The organism is Trinickia sp. EG282A (assembly GCF_040965455.1).
In the GTDB taxonomy this organism is placed as follows: Bacteria; Pseudomonadota; Gammaproteobacteria; order Burkholderiales; family Burkholderiaceae; genus Trinickia; species Trinickia symbiotica.
Map to the genome: position 1 here is coordinate 1,651,763 of NZ_JBFRCC010000001.1, position 23,481 is coordinate 1,675,243.

Genomic DNA, 23,481 nt, shown 5'->3' on the forward strand with positions numbered 1-23,481 from the left:
GCGCGCATGCACGGGATCAAGCGAAAGCTGTCGGGCGCTCTGATCGGCGCGATTCTCGCGCTTTGCGCAACGGTGTGCGACGCGCAGATCGTCGTCATCGTCTCGGCGAAAAGTCGGCTGACGTCGCTCACGGTGAGCGATGTCGCCGATATCTACCTCGGACGCATGAGCCAGCTGCCCGATGGCGTTGAAGTGGTGCCGATCGACTACAACGACGACGATGCGCAGCGCGCCGAATTCTACAAGCTCGTCGCGGGCAAGTCGCTCGCGCAATTGCGCGCTTATTGGCCGAAGCTGATCTTCACGGGACGAGGCGTGCCGCCGCGCACGGCAGCGGACGCTCGGGCCGTCAAGAAGATCGTTGCCGCGTCGCCGAACGCGATCGGATATATCGACAGAAGCGAATTGGATTCAAGTGTGAAAGCAGTGCTGACCCTGCACTGACCGCTACGAATGGCGGAGAAGATGGAGACCTTGAAAACGGCTCGAGGTGGAAGCAAGGCCCGTATTGCAGGCCTTGCGCGCGACATGGCGCGGCGCGCGACGCGCCATGTGCCCCCGCGCTTTCTCGAGGCCTATGTTTTCTTTCCCTGCGTGACGCTGATCTTCCTGCTGGTCTTCTGGTGCTCGGTTGCTTACACGATCCGCATGGAATATGAGACAGCGGTGAGCGCCGCGGCGGAGTCGAGCCGCCAGCTGGCGGACACTTATGAAGCGCAGGCTGTGCGCAATCTCGCGGAAATCGACCGTACGTTGAAGATGGTGGCGTACGCCTACGCAACGAAAGGGGACCACGCGCTCGAAGAGATGGAGGACAGGCAAATGCTCCCTCCGGCAATCGTATTTCATGTGGCCATTGCAACGAGCCGCGGCGAGGTGATCGCGAGCTCGCGGAAGCTACCGGAGCCGCGCGTCGGCAGCGAGCCGTTCTTCAAGGCAATGTCAGGCAACGGCGGCGATGCGCTTTTCATCGGTCAGGTCGAGCGCAATGCTGGCTCGGGCGCCCCCGAGATCGTCTTCAGCCGACGACTTGCGGACGCGAGCGGCCGCTTCGCGGGCATCGTCATGTTGACCGTCGACCCATCGTACTTCGCGAGTGCTTATGACGCCGCTCAAATGGGCCGGCATGGCTTTCTGGGTCTGCTTGGCACGGACGGCATCATGCGCGTGGAGCGTGTGGGCGACGACATTTCGTGGGGCGCGGCGGTCGCGGTGCCGCCCGCCCGCGGCGTATCGGGCAAGCCCGGCGTCATGCCCTGGGATGCCGGCGTCGCACGTTTCACCAACGTGCGCGCGTTGCACGGCTTCCCGCTCGTCGCCATCGTCGGGCTTTCTCGCGAAGAGGCGCTGTCGCGTTTTCGCCGCGATCGGCAGCTCTATGTGTTGTCGAGCGCGGCCGGCAGCATGCTGTTGCTGGTTTTAACGGCGATCCTGAGTGCGAAGAGCTGGGCGCTCGCGCGCGACCGCGCGCGGACCGAGGAACGGATTCGCCATATGGCGACGCACGATGCGCTGACCGGATTACCGAACCGCTCGCTGCTGCGAGACCGCTTGGATCAGGAACTGGAGCACGCGCAACGGCACGGCTACGCCGTCACCGTCGTCTTCATCGACCTCGACAACTTCAAGCTGATCAACGACAGCCTTGGACACCGTGCCGGCGACGAGTTACTGAAGGCGGTATCGAGCCGCATGCGGTCGTGTCTGCGCCAGGCGGATACCGTCGTTCGCCTTGGCGGCGACGAGTTCGTGCTCGTGCTCGGCAACGAATCGGCGGATGGTCCGGGTGCCTACCTCGCGATCGAGCGCGTGCGCGAAGCGATTTCCGAGCCGGTCGAACTGGTCGGGCAGACGTACCAGGTGACCTGCAGCATGGGGATGGCGAGCTATCCGATCGACGGCAATGACGCGGAAACGTTGCTGAGTCACGCGGACGCCGCGATGTATCGCGCGAAGGAAGTGGGCCGCAACAATAGTCAATGGTATCGCCCGGAGATGAATGCCAGGCTGCGCGATCGCCTGCGTCGGCAAAAGCAGTTGGGCGAAGCGCTGACCCGCGACCAGTTTCGCGTCGTGTATCAACCGCAGGTCGACGCACGCACGCGGAACATCTTGGGTGTCGAAGCATTGCTGCGCTGGGACCATCCTGCCGACGGCCCCATATCGCCGATGACGTTCATCCCGTTGGCGGAGGAAACGGGGCTGATCGTGCCGATCGGCGAGTGGGTATTGCGTTCGGCGTGCCGCCAAGGCGTGCGGTGGCGGCGCGCTGGCTTGCCTCCCATCAGGATCTCGGTCAACGTATCGGCCAGACAGTTTCTGCACGACGGCTGGGCACAGACGGTGGCTAGTGCACTCGAGGACAGCGGATTCGATGCACGTCACCTCGAACTCGAGCTGACGGAGAGCCTCATCATGCAGGATCTGGACCGCTGCGTCGAAACGATGAAGCGGCTGCAGGAAATGGGCGTTCGATTCTCGATCGACGATTTCGGCACCGGATATTCGAGTCTCAGCGCGCTCAAGCATTTGCCGATCGCCCGGCTCAAAATCGACAAATCGTTCGTTCGCGAGCTGCCGCAACGTGAGGATGACAGGGCGATCGTCATGGCCGTGATTTCGATGAGCCGGCGCCTGAACTTGAACGTAATTGCGGAAGGGGTCGAGACTCAGGCTCAGGTCGACTTCCTTTGCGAGAACGGCTGCGACGAGATTCAGGGCTACTACTTCAGTCGGCCCGTGACGCCCGCCGAAATTGGGGCGATGCTGGCGGTGCAGCCCAGCATCGCAAGCACACGGGAAGATGCTTGATGGAAGCAGCCGCGCGGCGCGGCCTTCGCGATCGGCAAAAACGACGATGCCGCCCGAAGGCGGCATCGCTTCGCTCGGCCAACGTCAGCCTGGCGCTTACTGAATCTTTGCTTGTGCGCGCAGATTCTGTTCGAACGACTGCAGCTTCTCCTGCTGCATCTGCTGAACGATCTGCTGTTTGACCTGATCGAGCGGCGGAGGCGTGACGGGCCGCGAGTCGTCGAGACGAATGATGTGCCAGCCGAACTGCGTGTGCACCGGCTCTTGCGTCATCTGCCCCTTCTGCAGCTTCTCGGCCGCCTGGGCGAATTCGGGCACGTAGGCACTCGGGTTCGACCAGTCGAGATCGCCGCCGTTCTTGGCCGAGCCCGGGTCCTTCGAGTACTGCTTGGCGAGATCCTCGAACTTCGCGCCACCCTTGATCTTCGCGATGATGTCCTTCGCCTGCTGCTCGTTGTCTACGAGGATGTGGTGCAAATGCAGCTCGTTGCCGCCCACTTGCTTCACGAGCTCGTCGTAGCGCGCCTTGACTTCGGCATCGCTCGGCGTGTTTTTCTTCACGAAATCCTCGATGAGCGCGCGCAGCACGACGGTTTGCTGAGCCACGGCGACTTGCGCCTTCACGTCGGCGCGCGTCGGAATGCCTTCGCGAGCCGCTTCCTGCATGAGGATTTCACGATTGATGAGCTCGTCTCGCACGGCTTGCTGCAGTTGGGGGCTGTCTTGCTGGCCCTGCTTCACGAGCTGACCGATCAGCGCGTCGGCGCGCGATTTCGGAATGGGCGTGCCGTTGACGACGGCAATGTTCTGCGCGAAGGCCGGAGCAGCCGCGAACGCGGCAAGCAATACCCAAAGTCGGGTTTTGTTGTGGATCATCGGACGTTTCCTAGCGTTCCAAATGGGAAGGATTCGATCAGAGACAGCCCCCGGTGCTTTTGTTTCCTTCCTGATACGGGGGCGCTTATGACATTTCATCTATGACGCCGATGAAGGCGCATCGGGCAACTCGGCGAACTCTTCGGGCGTGTACGCCATGATCGCGAGCGCATGGATGCCGCGCTGCATCACGTCGGCCAGCGCATCATACACCAGGCGGTGCCGCGCGATGCGCGCCTTGCCGCCGAAGGCGGCCGCCACCACGGTGACGGTGTAATGCCCGCCCGCGGCCGCGCCCGCATGGCCCGCGTGCTGCGCGCTGTCGTCGCGGACAGCGAGCCGCGACGGTTCGAGCGCCGCGCCGATGCGCGCCTCGATGAACGCGGTGCGCTCGGCCGGGGTTGCCGTCATGAATTGCTCGGCGGACACAGCAGTCATCGTCACTCCTCCTTCATGTACTTCGCGAGCCACAGGCTCTGGGCAACGATGAAGAGCACCATCGCGCCCGTCGTACCGAAGAGCTTGAAGTTGACCCACTGCGACTCGGTGAAATTGCCGACGACGTAAAGGTTAACGATGCCGAGCGCAACGAAAAAGAGCGCCCAGGCGACATTGAGCTTATCCCAGACCGCGTGCGGCAGCGTGAGCTGCTTGCCCATCATCGTTTCGATCAGATTCTTGCGAAAGCCGTAGCGCGCGACGAAAAGCCCGGCGGCGAATAGCCAGTACAGCGCGGTCGGTTTCCATTGGATGAATTTCTGATCGTGCAGGACGAGCGTCGCTCCGCCGAAGACGACGATCACGCCCAGGCTGACCCAGAGCATCGTGTCGACTTTGCGGTGCCGAAAAGCCACCCACGCGACTTGCACGAGCGTCGCGGCGATCGCGACGGCCGTGGCCGTGAAGATGCCCCAGAGCTTGAACGCCACAAAAAAGAGGATGATCGGGAAGAGATCGAAGAGAAATTTCATCGGACTGTACGAAAGGCTTCGCTGTTCGGGCCGGGGCGGATTCGACGCACATTGTCGGCAAAAAGCCGCAGGCAGGCGCACGATTTCGTGCGCCTGCCCGCGGACTTGGGCCGCGCTATTACAGCGAAGCGTACGATCCGCGCTACTTGGGCTCGAATTGTAGCGCAGCCGAGTTGATGCAGTAGCGAAGGCCCGTGGGAGCGGGGCCGTCCTCGAATACATGGCCGAGGTGCGCGCCGCATTGCTTGCAGCGGACTTCGATCCGAAGCATCCCATGCGAGCGGTCGGTCCGCTCTTCGATCACCTCGCCGTTGATCGGCTTGAAGTAGCTGGGCCAGCCGCAGCCGGCGTCGAATTTCGTCGACGACTCGAAGAGCGGCGTGCCGCAGCAGACGCAGTCGTAGACGCCGCGCTCCCAATGATCCCAGTAGCGGCCCGTGAACGGGCGTTCGGTCGCGGCGTGCCGCGTGACTTCGTATTCGACGTCGCCGAGTTCGCTGCGCCAGTCGTCGTCGGACTTACGGACGGCATAGCCGTCACGGGGCGCTTCGCTCGTTTCGGGGAGATCGCGGGGATCGGTGTGTTCAGTCATGGTCGATATGTCTCCGTTTTGGCATGTTCGCCGCACGGTGCATATACGCACGCGAGCGGCGCATGGATGCGGTGCGGTCGTTGCGCCCTATGACGAGCAGCTGACCGACAGCGTGCCAGCCCAGTCGGGCGGCAGCGCCGCATAGGCCTCGAATTCGGGCTGCTCATCGAACGGGCGGCGCAGCACGGTCAAGAGGCGCTCCACCTCCGAGAAGTCCTTTTCCTTCGCGCGTCGGATCGCCGTTTCCGCCAAGTGGTTGCGCAAGACGTATTTCGGGTTCACGCGGTTCATCGCCTCGCGTCTCGCCGCGTCGTCGCGCGGATCGGTTGCGAGCCGCGCGCGGTAATCGGCCGCCCATCGATCGAATGCCTCACGGTCGATGAACAGGTCGCGTACCGGTCCGTCGCTGCTCGCGTCGTGCTTGGACATCGTCGAAAGACGACGGAACGTCGCCGTGAAGTCCGCACGGTTCTTGTGCATGAGCTCGAGCAGGCGGTCGGCGAGCACATTGTCGCCGGGCTGCGCTTCGGACAAGCCCAGCTTGTCGCGCAAGCGGCGCTCCAGCGCGGGCCCGAAGCGCGCCTTGAACGTTTCGAGAGCCTGTTGCGCATCGGCAACCGACCGTTCGGGCCGCACCGATTCGTCATGGTGCGCGCCGATCAGCGGCAGCAGGCCTTGCGCGAGACAGAAGCAGTTCCAGTACGCGATCTGCGGCTGCATGCGGTACGCGTAGCGCCCCTGCGTGTCCGAGTGATTGCAAATGTGGTTCGCATCGAATGCATCGACGAAGCCGAACGGTCCATAGTCGATCGTCAGGCCGAGGATCGACATGTTGTCCGTGTTCATGACGCCGTGGCAAAAGCCGACCGCCTGCCATTGCGCGATCAGCTCGGCCGTGCGAATGACTACCGCATCGAGCAAGGCGAGGTAGGGATCCTTCGCTTCGCGACACGCCGGGTAAAAGCGATCGATCACATGGTCGGCGAGCTTACGCAATTCGTCGACGCGATCCGCGGCGTAAAAATGCTCGAAGTGTCCGAATCGGACAAAGCTCGGCGAAACGCGCGTGACGACGGCGGCCGTTTCGATCTCCTCACGCCGCACCGGCTGGTCCGACCCGATCACGCAGAGTGCACGCGTCGTCGGGATACCCAGGTGGTGCATCGCTTCGGAGCAGAGGAATTCGCGGATCGACGAACGCAGCACGGCGCGGCCGTCGCCCATGCGCGAGTAGGGCGTGCGCCCGCTGCCCTTCAATTGCAGCTCATTGCGCACGCCGCGGTGTTCGAGCTCGCCGAGCGTGAGCGCACGGCCGTCGCCGAGCTGGCCGGCCCAGACGCCGAATTGGTGGCCGGAATAGACAGACGCGTAGGGCAGGGCCTGCGCGGGCCATTCGCGCGTCGGATTGCCGCAGAAGAACGCGGCGAAATCGGGCTCGCCCACCATCGACGGATCGAGACCGAGCGTCGTCGCGGCATCGGCCGAGACACCCACGACATAGGGATCGGGCAGCGGCGCGGCAGGCAAACGCGTGTAAAAAGCGGTGCCCAGACCGGCGAACGAGCCAGGGCGTGCCGCCGCCAACGACTCGGCCAATCTCGCCAACACCCCGGTGGGCTCGGCAACGGTTGCGGAAAAAGACATGAGTGAGACCTCTCGACTTCCTCGTATTGTAAGCGGCTGCTTCGCGACGCGTATTCGAGCCGGACGGCCCGTCGCACCATCGAATCGCACGAAAGCCAGCCGTGGCCGGAGCGGATGTCGTCGCGGTAAACGCTCAATAAACGCTCGCTTGGCAAGATGCGCGGCGGTAGGCGTACGCGCCGCTCGCTCGTGCCGCCACTCGGCCAACGCGACCGAGTCGACTTCCAGGACCGTCGTCGATGAAAGAAAAGACCGGAAACCGGCACGAATATCCACGCAAAACGGGGCGGGGAAAGCACCATGCGCACGCACATGAACATGTGCAGACAGACGCGCATGGTGAAGGGCCGTTCCCGCTGCGGCCGATCGTCGCCGCCGCGTTCGCCGCGGCGAGCGCGCTCGGCTGCTTGCACGCCGCGGCCGCGCCAGCGGGCGGCCAGATCACTGCCGGCGCCGGCACCATCAATGCCGCGCCCAATGCAGCGGGCGGAGCCACCACCATCATTCAGCAAGGCAGCAATCGTCTCGCCATCAATTGGACCAGCTTCGATATCGGCAGTCAGGACTCCGTGACATTCGCGCAGCCGGGGAGCAGTGCGATCGCGCTCAATCGCGTGACAGGCCAAAGCCCTACCCAGATCCTCGGCACGCTCAACGCGAACGGACAGGTCTTCATCCTCAACCCGAACGGCGTGCTCTTCGGGAAATCGGCGCAAGTCAACGTCGGCGGGCTGCTTGCATCGACGCTGAACCTGTCCGACAGCGATTTCCTCGCTGGAAAATTCCGCTTCACCGATAGCGGCGGCACCGGGCGCATCGTCAACGAAGGACAGATCACGGCGAACGGCGGCTATATCGCGTTCATCGCGCCGCACGTATCGAACCAGGGTTCGCTCATCGCCGATAAAGGCACAGTCGAACTCGCGGCCGGCTCCGCAGCCACCGTGACGCTCGCCGGCGATCAACTCGTCTCGCTGACGATCGACCAAGGCACGCTCGACGCCCTTGCCGAAAACGGCGACTTGATCCGCGCGGACGGTGGCGTCGTCATCCTCACGAGCAAGGGAAAAGACGCCGTTTTGTCGGGCGTCGTCAACAACACGGGCGAAATCGTTGCGCGCACAGCCCTCAACGTGGGCGGCACCATCAAGCTGATCGCCGACGGCGGCACGGCGCTCGTGGGCGGAACACTCGACGCATCCGCGCCGAACGGCGGCAACGGCGGCACGATCGAAACATCGGGCGAGGCTTTCCAGCTGCAACCGGGCGCGACCATCACGACGCATGCCACGAACGGCCAGAGCGGCACGTGGCTCATCGATCCGTCGGATATCGTCGTCGCCGCCTCGGGCGGCGATATGACAGGGGCCCAGCTCTCGACGCAACTCGGGAACACCAACATTCAACTGCAGACGAGCTCGGGCTCGGGCGGTGTTGGCGACATCACCATCAATGACGGCGTGGTGTGGAATTCAGGCAACATGCTCACGTTGACGGCCGACCACGATATCAAAATCAATGCTTCGTTGGACGGCGGCGCAACAGGCTCGATCGTGGCCAGCGCGACGCACGACATCGCTTTGGTGGCGCCGCTCGTCGCACGATCGCTCACTGCTGACGCCGGGGGAACGCTCGCGACGAACGAGCCCATTTCGCTAACCGGCACGGGGTCGCTGACGGCAAGCGGTGCCATCACGCTCGGCGCGTCGGTCACTGCGCTTCAATCGCTGAACGTAACGTCGGGCAGCAGCATCGCGATCGACGGGCCGATTATTCTCGATGCCGGCAGCGGCACGCTCACGCTCTCGGCCACCGGCACGATTTCCCCCTCGTCGATGGCTTCGATCACCACTCACACGTTCGACCTCCAGAATGGGGCATGGGTACAAGTGGGCGGCGGGTTCCTGCCGGGGTTCAACGCTTCGAATTTCGTTGTCGGCAATGGCGCATCGTTCCTGCGAGCACTGAGCGGCAGCGGGACGTCCGCCGACCCCTATATGATCGGCGACGTGTACGGTCTCCAAGGGATCGGCACTTCGGTGCCGTTGCTGGCCGATTCGTACAAGCTCGCGAACTCGATCGATGCGAGCGGCACATCGAATTGGAACGGCGGCCTCGGCTTCGCGCCCATCGGCAACGGTGTCGAAAACGCATTTCTAGGCACGTTCGACGGCAACGGCAAGACGATCACGGGGTTGACGATCAACAACCCCAACAACGAAAACATCGGCCTCTTCGGTTTCGTTCGAGACGGCTCGATATCGAACGTGTCGCTAACCCACTTCAACGTCACCGGCTCGCGGTTCGTCGGCGCGCTCGTCGGCATCAATCAAGGCGGAACGATCTTGAACGTCTCCGTCGACAACGGCACGGTAACGGCCACGTCGAACACGCTGCTCAACGATACCAGCGGCAATACGAACGTCGGCGGCTTGATTGGAGAGAATCTTAGCGACGGCTCGTCGTTTCCGGCAGCAATCACGAACGCGGCCGTGGGCTCAGGCGTGACGATCACGGCATCCGGCCTTGGCAGCATGATCGAAGGCCAGGCGGGAGGGCTCGTTGGCTGGAATAGGGGCGGGGTGATATCGCATTCGGGCTCGGCCGCTTCCGTCACGGGAGACAACCTCATCGGCGGCCTCGTCGGCCTGAACGACGGCTCGATCACGATGAGCAGCGCAAGCGGCGCGGTGACGGCCACCCAAAATGCCGCGGGCGGGCTGGTAGGCCAAAACACCGGAACGATCGCCGGATCGTCCGCCACAGGAACGGTCAACAGCAGTCAGTACGCAGGCGGCCTCGTTGGCCTCAACGGCACCGGTGGTCAAATCGTCTCATCATGGGCAACCGGCGCGGTATCGGACCTTCAGACCGCCGGCGGTCTCGCGGCCCAGAACGACGGATCGATCGTGCAATCGTTCTCGAGCTCGGCGGTCACCGCTTTCGCCGGTGACGTCGGCGGCCTCGTGGGCCTCAATAGCGGCACAATTGCCGACAGCTACGCGCTCGGCCTCAGCGCCGCCAGCAGCGGGGTGGCCGGCGGCCTCGTGGGCGACAATGAAGCGTCGATCGCAACGAGTTACGCGACGGGCTTCGTATCCGGGCGCGAAGCGTCGGGCGGCCTCGTGGCGCTCGCCGGTTTCGGGTCTTCGGTCACCCGCAGCTATTGGAACATCGATACGACGGGGCTCAGCACGAGCGCCGGCGGCACGGGGCTCACGAACGCCCAGATGTTGTCGAGCCAAACGTCGAGCTTTTCGGGGTTCGATTTCAGCAGCGTCTGGCGCTTCATTCCGGGCACATCCTATCCCTATCTCGTCTCGATCTTCTCGAGCACGCCCACGGTATTTTCCGGCACCTACACGAACACATCGGGCGCCGTGCAATCCGCCAAGACGCTCGACTTCGCCGCGCACGACCAATTGATCGCGAGCCTGACGACCGGGGCGAACGGTTTCTACTACCTGATGCCGCCTTCGACGGCATTCAACGGCACCACGGCGATCGTCGCGTTCTCGCCGACGAACGTGCCGGGCCCGGGAACCGCGCTCGGCGCGGCTGAGACCTCTGGCGCCAGCGTCTCGATGAATCTGCAGGACAACGTCGTCGCGTTGGCGGGATCGGGCGTGACGCTCGGCGATATCGCATCGGCGCTCGGCAACCCGTTCTCGGGCGGCGCCGTTTCGTCGGTCGCGTCGCTCGTACCGGCCGTTTTGACGAATCTGCAATCGAATGCATTGGCGACCGCAAACGGCGTATCGCTCGCATCCGCGCCCGGTACGGAGCTCGATCTGACCGTGGACACGTCGATCTCGGCCGCCGCAATCAGGCTCGGTTCAGTGAGCGGCAGCGGCGCCGCGCTCACGCTGCAGACCTCGGGCGGCGATATTACGCAAGGCGGCGCATTCACGCTCGGCACATTGGGCATTCCGAGCGCAGGCAATGTAACACTCGACGGTGCGAACCAGATCGGCACGGTGGCGGCGATGGTCAGCGGCTCGTTCAGCCTGAACAACGCAAGTCAGCTCACGGTGGGTCAGGCGGGATCGACGAGGGGTATTACCGCCGGAGGCACTGTCACGCTGACGAACCCCGGCTATACAACGACGCTCGCCCAATCGATCGACTCGTCGGCGAGCGGCGATGCGGTCATTCTCGTGAGCGCCGGCTTCGCGAACCTTTTTGGTCCGAGTGTCGTCACGACGAACGGCCGGTGGCTCATCTATACGACGAGTCCCGATGCCGATTCGTTCGGGGGGCTGCAAAGCGGCAACAGCGCGTTATGGGCCCAAACCTACAGCCCGGGCTCGAGTGTCTCGGCGAGCGGCAATCGGTATCTCTTCTCGACCGATCAAGTCATCCTCGTCAACGCGAATCCAAACCAGAAGATGGCCGGCCAGACCGCGCAGGAGAGCGCGACGTTGTCGCTCAAATACGCCGGTTCGAGCTACGGCGATGCATTCACCGATGCAACCGTGCCGTCGGGCGTGACGGTCAGCGTCTACAGCAACGGCGACGCGGCGAGCGCGACACGAGCAGGCGGCGACGACGGCGTGGGCCTCTATCGAATCCGCTATACGGCTTCCAACGTGCCGGCCGGCTACGCGGTGGCCGACGGAACGGTCGCTGATCTGACCGTCATCGACCCGCAGGCGAGCGCGCCGCCGTCTTCGACTGCGCCTTCGTCGACGCCGGCCGTGATCAACCAGGTCCAGGCAGTCATGAACAACGACGCCGACAGCGGCTCCGATGGAGACGGCAACGGGCGCCGAAAAGAGATTGGAGCCGTGTTGGCGGCGTTCGACGCGGCGCACGGCACCCCCGTCTCGAGCAACGGACGGTCGTCGACGTTGCCGGCATGGCCTGTCGCAAATGCGTGCGTGCCATGAGCGCGGGGCTCGGAAAAGACGATGCGACCGGCGTATCGAACATGCACCGCCACCGGCATCGCGGCGATAGCGGCGCCGCATTCCCGATTCCTTCGACAAGCGCAATGAACCCGCGTCGCCGCTCTCCATTGACCCTTCTCGCCGGCATGAGCGCGGCGCTCGCTTGCACGATGCCGGATGCTTGGGCGCAAGTGGCGTCGCCGATACCCGATGCGGGCAGCACACTGCGCAATCAGCTGCAGACGTTGCCTCCCGTCTCGCCGCCCGCGTCCAATGCCGAGATTCACATCGAGCGACCTGCCGCACCGGCGCCTTCCGCATCGGCGTTGCGGTTCGCCGTCAAAGGATTCCAGATAGACGGCAATACGAAGTTCAGCCGTGCCGAATTGATGCCGCTCCTGGAGCCCGCGCTAGGCGGCGCCCGGACGTTGGGCGACCTCGACGAAGCCGCGACTCGCGTCACGAATTTCTACCGCGCGCATGGCTATCTCGTCGCCCGCGCATACGTCCCCGCGCAGGACATCCGCGACGGTATCGTCGATATCGCTATCGTGGAAGGACGCTACGGCAAGGTTGAAGTTCGAAATGCCTCGCACGTGCGCGATGCCGTGCTTCAGCGCTATGTGAGCCCGAAGCATCTCGGCGACGTCATCGACGAGCGCCGCCTCGATCGCGCGGCGCTGCTGATGCAGGACGTGACCGGCGCAACGGCCGTCACCGGAAACCTGCAGGCGGGCGAGACGCCCGGCACCTCGGACCTGACGATCGACGTGCCTCCGACTCGCGCGCTGACCGCGAGCTTGCAGGCCGACAATTACGGAATCAGGCCAACGGGACGCTACCGTGTCGGCGGCGCGCTGCAGTGGTTGAGCCCGCTGGGTTTCGGCGATCGCCTCGATGCGCGCGCGCTGACCTCGATCACGGGCCAAACGTTCGGCCAACTCGGCTATAGCGCCCCGATCGGAAGCGACGGCCTGCGCACCAGCCTGTCCGTGACGGAATCGACCTACCGGCTCGGCGCCGACTTCTCTTCGCTCGATGCCTATGGCCACGCTACCGTGCTGTCGTGGGCGGCGAGCTACCCGCTGATCCGGTCGCGCACGTTGAACCTCAACGCTGAAGGCGGGTTTGATCGCGAGAACCTGACCGATCACGCGAACGGCACCGCCGAAGACAAGTTCGACAACGTATTCGGCGCGGGCTTCGACGGCAACGTGATCGCGGGCAAGACCCTCGTCACCTATGCGGTGCGGACCGAATCGGGCGACGTTCACATCGAGTCGGCCGATGCGCTGGCGATCGATCAGAGGTCGGCACAAACCGACGGCCACTATCGCAAGTACACCTATTCGATTGCGCTTTACGAGGCCGTCACGCCACGGCTTCAGTTCTATCTGTCGCTGAACGGCCAGCAAGCCTCGAAAAACCTGATCTCGTCCGAGAAGCTATCGCTCGGCGGCCCTTATGGCGTACGTGCCTATCCCACCGGCGAGGCGCCGGGCGACGACGGTTATCTCGCGACGGCCGAGTTGCGCTATGCCGTCGCGCAATCGCTGCTTCCAGGGCAGCTCGGCGTCTTCGGCTTCGTCGATACCGGGTTCGTGCGAAACAACGCCTATCCGTTTTCGACGGAATCCAACCATCAAAGACTGTCGGGAGCCGGCATCGGCGTCACGCTCTCCAAAGCGCCGGACTACGAAATCCGCCTCATCTATGCGCACAAGCTCGGCAATGCCACGGCCGTCGCCGATACCGATCATGCCGGGCGCGTATGGCTGCAATTGACAAAAGCATTTTGAGGGGAGATCGATGATTCCAATCACGCGCTTTCCCCGCTCGTTCGCAGCCCTTATCGTTGTCTCCGCCATTGCCGTGGTGTCCGCTCATGCGCGCGCGGCGGCGCCGGCCGGCACGGTGGCCTACACCGCCGGTGTCGTATCGATCGAGCCGGCGTCGCGCGCGAAGCGCTTCGCCGCGGCTGGGTCATCGGTCGAGTCGGGCGACACCATCGAGACATCGAAGGACGGTGAAGCTGTGCTGCTGATGGCCGATCACCAGCGGGTCTATCTCAAGGCCAATACTCGATACAGGATCGACGACTACCGCTTCGCCGAGAACGATGCAAAAAGTAACGTCAGCGTCTCATCGTTGCTGAAGGGCGGTCTGCGCGTGATCTCGGGCTTGATCGGCAAACAGGGCGTTCCGGACGCATACCGGCTCAACACGCAAACCGCGACGATCGGCATTCGCGGCACCGAGTGGTCGGTGCTCGACTGCGGGCTCGCGAGCCGGCTGCCGAGCGGCGAGGGCGCCGGCCCCATGAGCGTTCCGGCAAGCGAGCCGCAAGCGCTCGCGCTCGAGTGCCCGCGCGGCGAGGCGGGCGAGCACATCCGCGTCTATCACGGAACGATCGACGTCCGCACGGAAGTCGATCACCACGAACTATCCGAAGGCTTCGGCACGATCATCCGATCGCCGCGCTCGACGATCGGCCTCATGCCGGGCGCGAACGTCGAGCCGGTCGTGCCGTCGCCGGCTGCCTGCAAGTGAGGTCCCTACCATGACGGACAAGACTCTTTCGCTGAATACGACGACGCGCACGGACGCCGCGACGCCGCTCGCGCCGAACATCGTCGCGGGGCTTCTCTCGGGCCTCGTGACGCTTTGCTACTCGATCGGCTACGGGTCGATGATCTTCAGCGGCAACCTCTCGCACTTCGTCAACGTCGGCATGCCGATCACGCTCGTGAGCTGCGGCATCATCGCGCTCGTCGTCGCGCTGAAGAGCTCGCTGCCGTTTTCGATCGGCGGCCCGGACAGCAATGCGGTCGCACTGCTCGTCGGCCTCGCCGCAGGCGTCGCGGCGGATGCGACCGCGACCGGCCTTTCGCAAAACGGCGTACTCGTTACCGTGCTCGCGGCGCTCGCCGTCAGTACGCTCGTGACGGGGGCGGCGCTCTATCTCGTCGGCGTATCGCGACGCAGCTCGGTGATCCAGTTTCTGCCATACCCCGTGGTCGGCGGGTTTCTCGGCGGCACCGGCTATCTGCTGTTGTCGGGCGCGATGCGCATGCTGACCGGACACAGCCTGGGCTTGACGGCCATCGCGACATTGGGTGAGCTGCCATGGCTCGCGTGGGTGCCGGCGGTCGTCGTCTGCGCCACACTGCTCGCCGCGCAACGACGCGTGAAGCCGTATGCGCTTGCGCCGCTCGGCCTCGGCGCGGGCATCGTCGTCTTCTTCGTCGGCATGTCGGCAATCGGTCAGGCGCCCGAGCAATTGCGCGAGGCGGGACTGCTCTTTGCGCGCGAGCCGCTTTCGGCGCTGCAATTGCCGCTGATGTTGCCGCGCCAGCAGATCGACTGGGCGGCGATCGTCGCGCATCTTCCCGAGTGCCTCGCCGTGGCCGCGGTCTCCGCGTTGACGATCCTACTCAATTCGAGCGGTGCCAGCTTGGCGACGGGGCACGATGCCGACTTCAATCAGGAGATGCGGGCAGCCGGTCTCGCGAATCTGCTCGCGGGCTTGACGGGCGGCATCGTCGGCTATCAGTCGATGAGCCGCACGATGCTCAACACGCGCGCGGGCGCCACCGCTCGATTGAGCGGCGTCGTCGCGGGCCTTGGCTGCTTTGCCGTCATCGCGCTTTTCCCAGGCCTCATCGCCTGGTTTCCGAAGCCCGTGCTCGTCGGGCTGCAACTCTATCTTGCGTGGGGCCTGCTGCGCGAATGGCTGATCGCTTCCTATCGGAAGCTGGGTTTGGCCGATTACCTGCTGGTCTTGCTGATCGTCGCCGTCATCATCGTCGAAGGCGTGGTGGCCGGCATCGTGCTCGGCATCGCCGCGGCCTGCGCGCTGTTCGTTTTCAACTACGCGCGGATCAGCGCCATTTCGCGCGAGTTCGACGGACGCACCTATCACTCGAACGTAGAGCGCTCGATCGGCGACACAGAGCGGCTCATCGCTCATGCGGATGCCGTCGTCGGCACTTGCCTGCAAGGGTTCCTTTTCTTCGGTACGGCGAACCTGATGTTGCGCCGCGTGAGCGAGCGGCTCGCCGCGAGCAGCGGAGGGTCGCCGCGATTCATCGTGCTCGACTTCAGGAAGGTGAGCGGCCTCGATGTGTCGACGTCCGCAACGTTCCTGAGATTGAAGCAACGCGCCAAGGCATCCGGCGATACGCTCGTCTTTACCGGATTGCCCCCGCGCGCGCACGACATGCTGGCCCGCGCAGGCGTACTGACCGAGAACATCCATGTATTCGGCGACCTCGACAGCGGCCTCGAGTGGGTCGAAGACTTGTTGCTCATGCGGGCGGGCACTGCGCGCGAGCATTCGACGTTCCGCAGCCTCGCCGCGATCATGCCGCACTTGAGCGGCAAGGCGCTCGCCAGGCTCTCGGCCTATATGGAGCCGTGCCAGCTCAAGCAAGGGCAGTTGCTGTTCTCGCAAGGCGACGCAGCCGATGCGGTCTACATCATCGAGCGAGGGCGCGTCACCGTTTCGCTGCCGCTCGAAGACGGTAAATCGATGAGGCTGCGCTCGTACGGCTCGGGCACGATCGTGGGCGAGATGGCGCTCTATACGCAGCAGCCGCGCAGCGCCGACGTGCGAGCCGACGAGCCGACCGCCGCATGGCGCTTGACGTACTCGGCGCTGAATCAGCTCGAAATCGAAGACGCCGATACGGCGCGACAGTTTCATCGTTTCGTCGTCATGGTGCTGGCATCCCGGTTGACGGTGGCGAACGAAGCCGCGCGCGCGGCTTATTGACGGTCCCGTTGGAGGGCACGCGTAATCAAATGAAACGCCTTTTGCCGCGCTGGATCGCCGGTCTCGCCATTCTCGCCGTACTACTCGGCCACGTTGCGGGGTTCTACCGGCTGCTCGCCGTCGACGTGCTCGACAATCTCATCTACGACGCGCGATTGCGAATGACGATGCCCGGCACGCGCGACGATCGCATCGTGATCGTCGACATCGACGAGCGCAGTCTGGCCGCAATCGGCCGCTGGCCGTGGGGCAGGGACCGGATGGCCGAGCTCGTCGACAAGCTTTTCGCCGCGCGAGCGAAGGTCGTGGCTTTCGACATCGTCATGGCCGAGCCCGATGGCAGCTCGGGACTTGCTACGCTCGAGCAACTGGCCGCCGGCGATATGCGCGGCGACGCGCGATATTTGGCAGTCCTCAATGGTTTGCGGGCTCAGCTCGATTTCGATAACCGCTTCGCCGCCGCGCTGCGCGAGCGGCCCGTGGCGCTCGGGTATTACATGAGCGGCCGCGATGAAGCGAACGGCGCACTGCCGCCTCCCGTTCTGTCCGCCGCGGAATTCGCCGGTCACCGCGGTGGGCTGAGGCAGGCGTACGGTTATGGGGGCAACTTGGCCGTATTCCAACAGGCGGCGGTTAGCGCGGGATTCTTCAACCCGGTCGTCGACTTCGACGGCAACGTGCGACGCGTGCCGTTACTGATCCGGCATAAAGATAAGGTGTACGAATCGTTGTCGCTGGCGGTCGTACGGCTTTCGCTCGGCAATCCCGCGATCGCACCGGACTTCGGCGAACGAGCAGAGCGCGGCGACGATCCGCTCGAGTCGCTCCAGCTGGCGTTGCCGCACGGCACCGCGAAGATTCCCGTCGACGAGAATGGCGCCGCGCTCGTGCCTTACCGTGGCCGCGATCATAGCTTCCCATACGTGTCTGCGGTCGACGTGCTGGCGGGGCGCGTGCCGGCCACGCGGCTCGCGAATCGAATCGTGCTGATCGGCACCACTGCGCCGGGCCTGCTCGATATGCGCTCGACTCCGGTCGGCAGCGTCTATCCCGGTGTCGAAATTCACGCGAATCTGGTGAGCGGCATCCTCGATGGCACGATCAAGCACGTGCCTGCCTATGCGGATGCTATCCAACTCTTGGCGATGCTCGTCATTGGCCTATCGATGACCTTCGCCGTACCGTGGCGTGCGCCTTTGCGCGCGACGGCCATCACCGTCGCATTGCTCGGAGTCGCGATCGCAGGCGACATTGCGCTATGGACTTATGGCAACGCTGTACTGCCGCTCGCCGCGAGCATGTTGCTGATCGCGGCCCTCTTCGTGCTGAACATGTCGCTCGGGTTCTTCGTCGAGTCGCGCCATCGGCGACAGTTCGCCAATCTGTTCGGCCAGTATGTGCCGCCCGAGCTCGTCGAGCAGATGAGTCGCGAGCCGCATCGATACAGTATGGACGGCCGGCGTGCCGAGCTCACGGTGTTGTTCAGCGACGTGCGCAGCTTCACGGCGATCGCCGAAACGCTCGAACCCGAAGCGCTCGCGCGCTGGATGAACGAGTACCTCGGCGCAATGACGACGGTAATCCGTACACATCGCGGCACGCTCGACAAATACATCGGCGACGCGATCATGGCATTCTGGGGGGCGCCGCTCGCGGAGCCGCTGCATGCGCAGCAGGCCGTGCTGGCCGCATTGCGAATGCGCGAAGCGTTGAGGCCGCTCAACACGGCGCTCATGGAGCGCGACGAGCCGACGATTCAGATCGGCGTGGGTATCAATACGGGACCGATGACGGTCGGCGATATGGGTTCGCACGTGCGCCGCGCCTATACGGTAATGGGCGATGCGGTGAACCTCGGCGCGCGGCTCGAGGGAATCTCGAAGCATTACGGCGTCGATATCGTCGTCGGTGAAGCGACCCGCGGGCAGACCCCGAACATCGTCTATCGGGAACTCGACCGCGTGCGCGTAAAAGGCAAGCGCGAGGCCGTGGCGATCTACGAGCCCGTCGACGAAGCCTACAAGCTCTCTCATTCGGAGGTCGCGGAGCTCGCGCGCTGGCACGAAGCGCTGCAACAGTATCGCCGCGGCGAGTGGGACGCGGCCGAAGCTTCGTTGCGCGCGCTGCGGGATGCCGGCCCGCGGCGGCGCCTTTACACGCTCTATCTCGAGCGGATCGCCGCCATGCGTGCGTCGCGAGACGATGCCGATGCATGGGACGGCGTCCACGAGTTCGACGCCAAATGAGCCGACCGGGAACCCGTGCATGATGAAACTGACCGTTCTGGGCTGCAGTGGCGGCATAGGCGGGGAAGGGCACCGTACGACGGCGTTGCTCGTCGACGCGGACATCCTTATCGATGCGGGGACGGGCGTCGCCGACCTCGACATCGAAGCGCTTGCCCGCATCGATCATGTCTTCCTCACGCACGCTCACATTGACCACATCGCCTGCCTGCCGCTGATGCTCGATACGGTCGGGCCGCGGCGCGCGAAGCCGCTCGTCGTGCATTGCACGGCGGCAACGGAGGTCATCCTGCGTGCGCATCTGTTCAATGGCGTGTTGTGGCCGGATTTCACGCGGATACCTTCGCCCGCGAGACCGTTTCTGCGTTTCGCGCTGCTCGAAGAGGGAGAGTCCTGCGCAGTGGGCGAGCGAATCTTCGCACCGCTGCCTGCGGCTCACGGCGTGCCCGCGGTGGGGTACGAGGTGGCCACGCCTCGAGGCAGCCTGGCGTTCGGCGGCGACTCGTCCGTCTGCCCGGCGTTCTGGGATGCGGTCGCGCGGATTGCCGACTTGCGTTACCTGATCGTGGAGACGGCGTTTCCCGACGCGCAACGCAAGCTTGCCGTCGAATCGAAGCATCTATGCCCGGCGTTGCTCGCCGCGCAGTTGCCCGAACAGGCGGGCTCCTACCGATTGTTGATTTCGCATGTAAAGCCTGGCTACGAGAAGGAGACGATGGACGAACTGCGGAGTGCGGCGGGTCGCCATGCGCCGTCGATGCTGGCGCGAGGCGACGTCTATTGGCTTTAGGAAAAAAATGTAAAGCAAGCGACACCGGCGACGGCCAAAAAATATGACTTTTGTCTCGACACGCGCGACACATTCAGAAAGAATTGCGTGTGCCGTTAATGCCGTTAACCGCTAGTTAACGCAGCAAGTCAGAAGCTGCTCCCGCGCGTCAGGGCCGTCCATGTCCGCTTCGATGATCGAAATCTGCCTGCTGGGCGGTTGCCGCCTTTATGTCGACGGTCGCGAGGTCGACCTCCGTTACGACAAGGTGCGCCTCTTGCTCGCCTGGCTTGCGATGGAACCCGGGGTGCCCCAGCGGCGCGAGCGGCTCGCGAGCAGGCTTTGGCCGGATGCCGACGGGGATGCCGCGCGCCGCAGCCTGCGGCATGCCATCCATGTGCTGCGCGCGGCGTTGGGGACCGCTCACGATCGGCTCGAAGGCGATCGACAGACGCTGCTGCTCGCGGCCGATGGATGGCGCTGCGATGCGCTCGCGCTGGCCGCCGCGCAGACGCGCTTCGCGCGCGAGCTCAACGCGGCCGAGGACATCGTCGCGCTCGAGCAAGCGGCTTCTTTGTACGTCGGGGAATTCCTGGCTGGCGTCGATGCCGCCGAGGACTCCGAGCTCGAAGCGTGGCTGCGCGACCAGCGCGACGCCGCCGCGAGCCGGGCCGCACAGCTTTGGCGCAGGCTTGCCGCGCTGCGGCAGGCAAGCGGCATGATGCGCGAGGCGATGAGCGCGACGCAGCGACTGATCGAGCTGGCCCCGCTGGACGAGCCGGCGAACCGGACTTACATGGAGGCGCTGGCCGAAATCGACGGCATCGATGCCGCCCTCGCGCATTACGCCTCGTTTTGTCGGCGCCTGATGGAAGAATCGGATGCCGAGCCCGACGCCAAGACGCAGAGCCTCGCCGCGCGATTGCGGGCAAAGGCGGCGCCCGAGGCCGTTCTGCCGGAGCGACGGCCGATCGCGCTGCTGTGCGCGCAGTTGGTCGATTACGACCCGGACGGCGCATCGACGTGCCGCGACGGCCCCACGTTCTCGAGCTTGCTCGACCTCGTCCGGCAGCGCATCGGCGACGGCACCGCTCGGCTCGTCGTGCCGCACGAGGGGCTCGCGCTCGTTCATTTCGGCGTCCCGCTCGCGCTCGAAGAGTCGGCGCTCGCCGCCGCGCGACTGGCCGTCGAGCTGTCGGGCCACGCGGGACTCAGCGCATGCCTCGTTCAGGCCATCCATTGCGCGGTGCCGACCATGAGTGTTTCCGCAACCGGCCAGGAACCGCCGGGCGGTTTCGTCAACGCGGCTCTGCGTCTTTGCGCGCTCGGCCATGGCGGCGAAATTCTCGCGAGCGCCGAGGCGGCGAGCTGGCTGCGCCGCGATCTCGACCGTCGCGGCGGCGAAAGCTTCCGCTTGATCCCGCACCCGCAACATGCCGATCTCGTCGTCCTTCGACCGCGCGCGCGTCGCGCGCGGCCGCGCGGCGACGATCTCGAGCTTCCGCTCGTCGGTCGTCGCGCCGAGTTGGCGCAGTTGCTGCGCTACCTTCGCGCCGCGCGACGGACCGCGACGAGCGTCGCCGTCGTCGGCGAGGTCGGGCTCGGCAAGACGCGCCTCGCCTACGAAGTCGTGCGCCACGCGAGGCGACGCAGCTTGGCGGTCTGGCTTCGCTGCAGCCGCGAAACAGTCTACGAACCGCTCGCGCCGCTGCGCAGCTGGATCGGTGCGTTGATCGGCGCGGCGCCCGGTGTGCGCGACCCACGGGCCTTGAAGCGGCTCGCCCGGCTCGAGCGGCGCTGGCGCACGGAGGGGCTGCTGGCCGAGCTGTTCGCGCCGGCGATGGAGGGCGAAGCCGAGGGCATCGCGGCGACGCCGGCCTCGCTGAGCGGCACGTTCGCGCGCCTCATGGCGATGGCGGCCGCGGCTGCCGGCGCGCGCGGTCTCACGCTCGTCATCGACGACGTCCAATGGGCCGATGAGACGACGCGCGAGCTGCTCGACCAGTGGCTCGCGAACACGAGCGTCGCCGCTTTCACGCTGCTGCTCGCGCGCGAGCCCGGCAATGTGCCGGTCGGCGTTCCGGTCATGCAGCCGCCCCGGCTCGACGATGCCGCCTCGCGCGACCTGCTCGGGCTTGCCTCGCCGCAACGGCCGATGACGCGCGCCGAAGCCGAGGCCGGCTTGCGGCTCGCCGAGGGGCTGCCGCTCTTTCTGGTCGAGCTCAAGCGCCACTGGGCCGGGATCGGCTTCCCCCAACGGGATTTACTCCGAGGCAGCGGCGCCCAACGGCCTGCGCACGGGCGTGGCATTCAGGTTGCCGAGGCAGCGCGGCGGGGCGTCGACTTGCCGCGCAACCTGCACGACCTGCTCGCGGCGCGTCTCGACCGACTGTCGCCGAAGCTGAGACGCCTCGCCGGCTCGGCCGCCGTACTCGGCAACGAAGGCGATATCGTTCAGTTGTCGCGGGTCGTCGACGAGCCGCCCGCTCAACTGCTGCCGCAATTCGCGCGCTTCGTCGAAGCAGGCCTTCTCTATCCGCTCGAGCATGGCGCATATCAGTTTCGCCACCAGGCGTTGCATCGCGTCGCGCTCGAGCGTTTGCCGCTCGACGAGCGCCGGACCCTGCACGGCCGCGCCGCCGAGCGTCTCGCGGACTGTCTGCCGGCCGCGCGTGTCGCCTGGCATTGGGAGTCGGCCGGGGAACCCGGGAAAGCGATGCTCGCTCACGTGGCGGCGGGCCGGCAAGCATTTCTCCAGGGCGCCCAGCGCGATGCCATCAGTCATTTCGACAGCGCGCTGATGCACGGCGCACTGCAGCGGATCGAGGGCGCCACCATGCTTTCGGCCTGGATGGGCAAGGGCCTGGCGCTCGTCGAACTCGAGGGTTACGGCTCGCACGCCGCATCCGACTGTTTCCGCGAAGCACAGGAGCTCGCCGAGGCGAGCGGCGATCTCGAGATGCGGCTGCAGGTCGAGTGGGGGCTTTGGTTGCCCTCGTCTTCGCGCGTCGGCCATCGCGGTGCGTTGCATCGCCACAGTCGCGTGCTGATCGAGCTCGCGACGCGCCACGGCGATGCGGCATGGGTCGCGGCCGGTCACCAGGCCATGGGCAACAACCTTTATTTCATCGGCCGCTTCGCTGAGGCCGAACCGCATCTGCGGCTTGCCGCGGAGTTCGGCGAAAGCCCTGGCATGCGCCGGCGTATTCTCGAGCGGGTCGGCCAGGCCTCGGATATCTATGCGCTCGGCTTCCTGCTCTGGATCGCCTGCAAACAGGGGGATCCGGCAACGATCGACGCCGCGCTGACGCGCGCATTGGCGGCCGCCGACCAATTGCGCAATCCCGCCGCATCGGCCTATCTGTACGGTTTCACGGCCATCGCCATGCAGATCTGCGACCGCCCCGGCGAGGCGCTGGCGTGGACGGCGCGCGTGCGTGCCGTCGCGGAAGCCCGCGGTTACGATCTCTGGATCGCCGTCGCGGTGATGATCGAGAACTGGGCCCGAGTCCGCCTCGGCATGACCGTCGAGCTTTATGGGCTCGAAGCCACGCTCGATGCTGTCGATGTCGCGATGCCGAGCGTCGCCGTGATCTTCCTGATCCCGTACATCGACGCGCTGCGCCACCTCGAACGCTACGCCGACGCGCTCGCCGCGTTCGATCGTGCCATGTCGATCGTGCGCCGCTACCGCGACCGTCAAGGGCTCGATACGCTGTGGCGGTTGCGCGCGGCGTGCCTCGATGGACTCGGGACAGCGAAGGCAAGAGCCGATGCCGAAAAATGTCGAGCACGCGCACAACGCATACGAGCCTGCCAGCTCGGGCTGGCACGCAAGGAGGCCGTCGCCGCGTAGTGGCCGGCACGTCGGGCTGTCCCGCGGGGCTTGCCAGGGCGCCCGCTGGCCTG

14 protein-coding genes are annotated in these 23,481 nt (G+C 65.2%); 9 read left to right on the forward strand and 5 right to left on the reverse strand.

Annotation, left to right across the window (positions count from 1 at the left end):
- The first annotated feature begins 6 nt into the window (after window positions 1-6).
- Both AB4Y31_RS07560 and AB4Y31_RS07565 read left to right on the forward strand, forming a co-directional pair.
- Entirely contained in the window at window positions 7-444 is a 438-nt protein-coding gene (locus tag AB4Y31_RS07560; RefSeq protein WP_368673347.1) for a phosphate ABC transporter substrate-binding protein, read from the forward strand.
- Between the two features lie 21 nt (window positions 445-465).
- Window positions 466-2,811: an EAL domain-containing protein gene (locus AB4Y31_RS07565; RefSeq protein ID WP_368673348.1), complete on the forward strand. Its 2,346-nt coding sequence runs from the start codon at window positions 466-468 to the stop codon at window positions 2,809-2,811.
- Window positions 2,812-2,907: 96 nt separating this feature from the next.
- Here the strand turns inward: AB4Y31_RS07565 and AB4Y31_RS07570 are convergent, their stop codons facing one another.
- The 5 genes from AB4Y31_RS07570 to AB4Y31_RS07590 form a co-directional block, all read right to left on the reverse strand.
- On the reverse strand, window positions 2,908-3,687 hold the full coding sequence (locus tag AB4Y31_RS07570) for a peptidylprolyl isomerase (protein WP_368673349.1): 780 nt from the start codon (window positions 3,685-3,687) through the stop codon (window positions 2,908-2,910).
- A gap of 99 nt (window positions 3,688-3,786) precedes the next feature.
- Window positions 3,787-4,125 carry a BolA family protein gene (locus tag AB4Y31_RS07575; RefSeq protein ID WP_368673350.1) on the reverse strand — a complete coding sequence of 113 codons (339 nt, stop codon included), beginning with the start codon at window positions 4,123-4,125 and terminating at the stop codon, window positions 3,787-3,789.
- Between the two features lie 2 nt (window positions 4,126-4,127).
- Complete coding sequence (locus tag AB4Y31_RS07580; RefSeq protein WP_368673351.1) at window positions 4,128-4,658, reverse strand: septation protein A; 531 nt, start codon at window positions 4,656-4,658, stop codon at window positions 4,128-4,130.
- Window positions 4,659-4,800: 142 nt separating this feature from the next.
- Entirely contained in the window at window positions 4,801-5,250 is a 450-nt protein-coding gene (msrB, locus tag AB4Y31_RS07585; protein WP_018443393.1) for a peptide-methionine (R)-S-oxide reductase MsrB, read from the reverse strand.
- 87 nt (window positions 5,251-5,337) lie between these two features.
- A complete protein-coding gene (locus AB4Y31_RS07590; protein ID WP_368673352.1) occupies window positions 5,338-6,894 on the reverse strand; it encodes a YdiU family protein in 1,557 nt (518 codons plus the stop codon).
- Between the two features lie 239 nt (window positions 6,895-7,133).
- Here AB4Y31_RS07590 and AB4Y31_RS07595 point away from each other — a divergent pair, with 239 nt between their 5' ends.
- The 7 genes from AB4Y31_RS07595 (at window position 7,134) to AB4Y31_RS07625 (ending at window position 23,428) form a co-directional block, all read left to right on the forward strand.
- Complete coding sequence (locus AB4Y31_RS07595) at window positions 7,134-11,783, forward strand: beta strand repeat-containing protein (RefSeq protein ID WP_368673353.1); 4,650 nt, start codon at window positions 7,134-7,136, stop codon at window positions 11,781-11,783.
- Window positions 11,780-13,582: a ShlB/FhaC/HecB family hemolysin secretion/activation protein gene (locus AB4Y31_RS07600; protein ID WP_368673354.1), complete on the forward strand. Its 1,803-nt coding sequence runs from the start codon at window positions 11,780-11,782 to the stop codon at window positions 13,580-13,582. The genes AB4Y31_RS07595 and AB4Y31_RS07600 overlap by 4 nt, the downstream gene beginning before the upstream one ends.
- A gap of 10 nt (window positions 13,583-13,592) precedes the next feature.
- Window positions 13,593-14,333, forward strand: coding sequence for a FecR domain-containing protein (locus AB4Y31_RS07605; RefSeq protein ID WP_368673355.1), 741 nt, complete (start codon window positions 13,593-13,595; stop codon window positions 14,331-14,333).
- A gap of 10 nt (window positions 14,334-14,343) precedes the next feature.
- Window positions 14,344-16,557, forward strand: a complete 2,214-nt coding sequence (locus tag AB4Y31_RS07610; protein ID WP_368673356.1) for a SulP family inorganic anion transporter — start codon at window positions 14,344-14,346, stop codon at window positions 16,555-16,557.
- A gap of 29 nt (window positions 16,558-16,586) precedes the next feature.
- A complete protein-coding gene (locus AB4Y31_RS07615; RefSeq protein WP_368673357.1) occupies window positions 16,587-18,803 on the forward strand; it encodes a CHASE2 domain-containing protein in 2,217 nt (738 codons plus the stop codon).
- Window positions 18,804-18,822: 19 nt separating this feature from the next.
- Window positions 18,823-19,593, forward strand: a complete 771-nt coding sequence (locus AB4Y31_RS07620; protein WP_368673358.1) for an MBL fold metallo-hydrolase — start codon at window positions 18,823-18,825, stop codon at window positions 19,591-19,593.
- 160 nt (window positions 19,594-19,753) lie between these two features.
- Complete coding sequence (locus tag AB4Y31_RS07625; RefSeq protein WP_368673359.1) at window positions 19,754-23,428, forward strand: AAA family ATPase; 3,675 nt, start codon at window positions 19,754-19,756, stop codon at window positions 23,426-23,428.
- Window positions 23,429-23,481: the final 53 nt, after the last annotated feature.

Coding starts and splice junctions, on each gene's coding strand:
- AB4Y31_RS07560 (WP_368673347.1), top strand. CDS start 7: ATGCACGGGATCAAGCGAAAGCTGTCGGGCGCTCTGATCGGCGCGATT.
- AB4Y31_RS07565 (WP_368673348.1), top strand. CDS start 466: ATGGAGACCTTGAAAACGGCTCGAGGTGGAAGCAAGGCCCGTATTGCA.
- AB4Y31_RS07570 (WP_368673349.1), bottom strand. CDS start 3,687: ATGATCCACAACAAAACCCGACTTTGGGTATTGCTTGCCGCGTTCGCG.
- AB4Y31_RS07575 (WP_368673350.1), bottom strand. CDS start 4,125: ATGACTGCTGTGTCCGCCGAGCAATTCATGACGGCAACCCCGGCCGAG.
- AB4Y31_RS07580 (WP_368673351.1), bottom strand. CDS start 4,658: ATGAAATTTCTCTTCGATCTCTTCCCGATCATCCTCTTTTTTGTGGCG.
- msrB (WP_018443393.1), bottom strand. CDS start 5,250: ATGACTGAACACACCGATCCCCGCGATCTCCCCGAAACGAGCGAAGCG.
- AB4Y31_RS07590 (WP_368673352.1), bottom strand. CDS start 6,894: ATGTCTTTTTCCGCAACCGTTGCCGAGCCCACCGGGGTGTTGGCGAGA.
- AB4Y31_RS07595 (WP_368673353.1), top strand. CDS start 7,134: ATGAAAGAAAAGACCGGAAACCGGCACGAATATCCACGCAAAACGGGG.
- AB4Y31_RS07600 (WP_368673354.1), top strand. CDS start 11,780: ATGAGCGCGGGGCTCGGAAAAGACGATGCGACCGGCGTATCGAACATG.
- AB4Y31_RS07605 (WP_368673355.1), top strand. CDS start 13,593: ATGATTCCAATCACGCGCTTTCCCCGCTCGTTCGCAGCCCTTATCGTT.
- AB4Y31_RS07610 (WP_368673356.1), top strand. CDS start 14,344: ATGACGGACAAGACTCTTTCGCTGAATACGACGACGCGCACGGACGCC.
- AB4Y31_RS07615 (WP_368673357.1), top strand. CDS start 16,587: ATGAAACGCCTTTTGCCGCGCTGGATCGCCGGTCTCGCCATTCTCGCC.
- AB4Y31_RS07620 (WP_368673358.1), top strand. CDS start 18,823: ATGATGAAACTGACCGTTCTGGGCTGCAGTGGCGGCATAGGCGGGGAA.
- AB4Y31_RS07625 (WP_368673359.1), top strand. CDS start 19,754: ATGTCCGCTTCGATGATCGAAATCTGCCTGCTGGGCGGTTGCCGCCTT.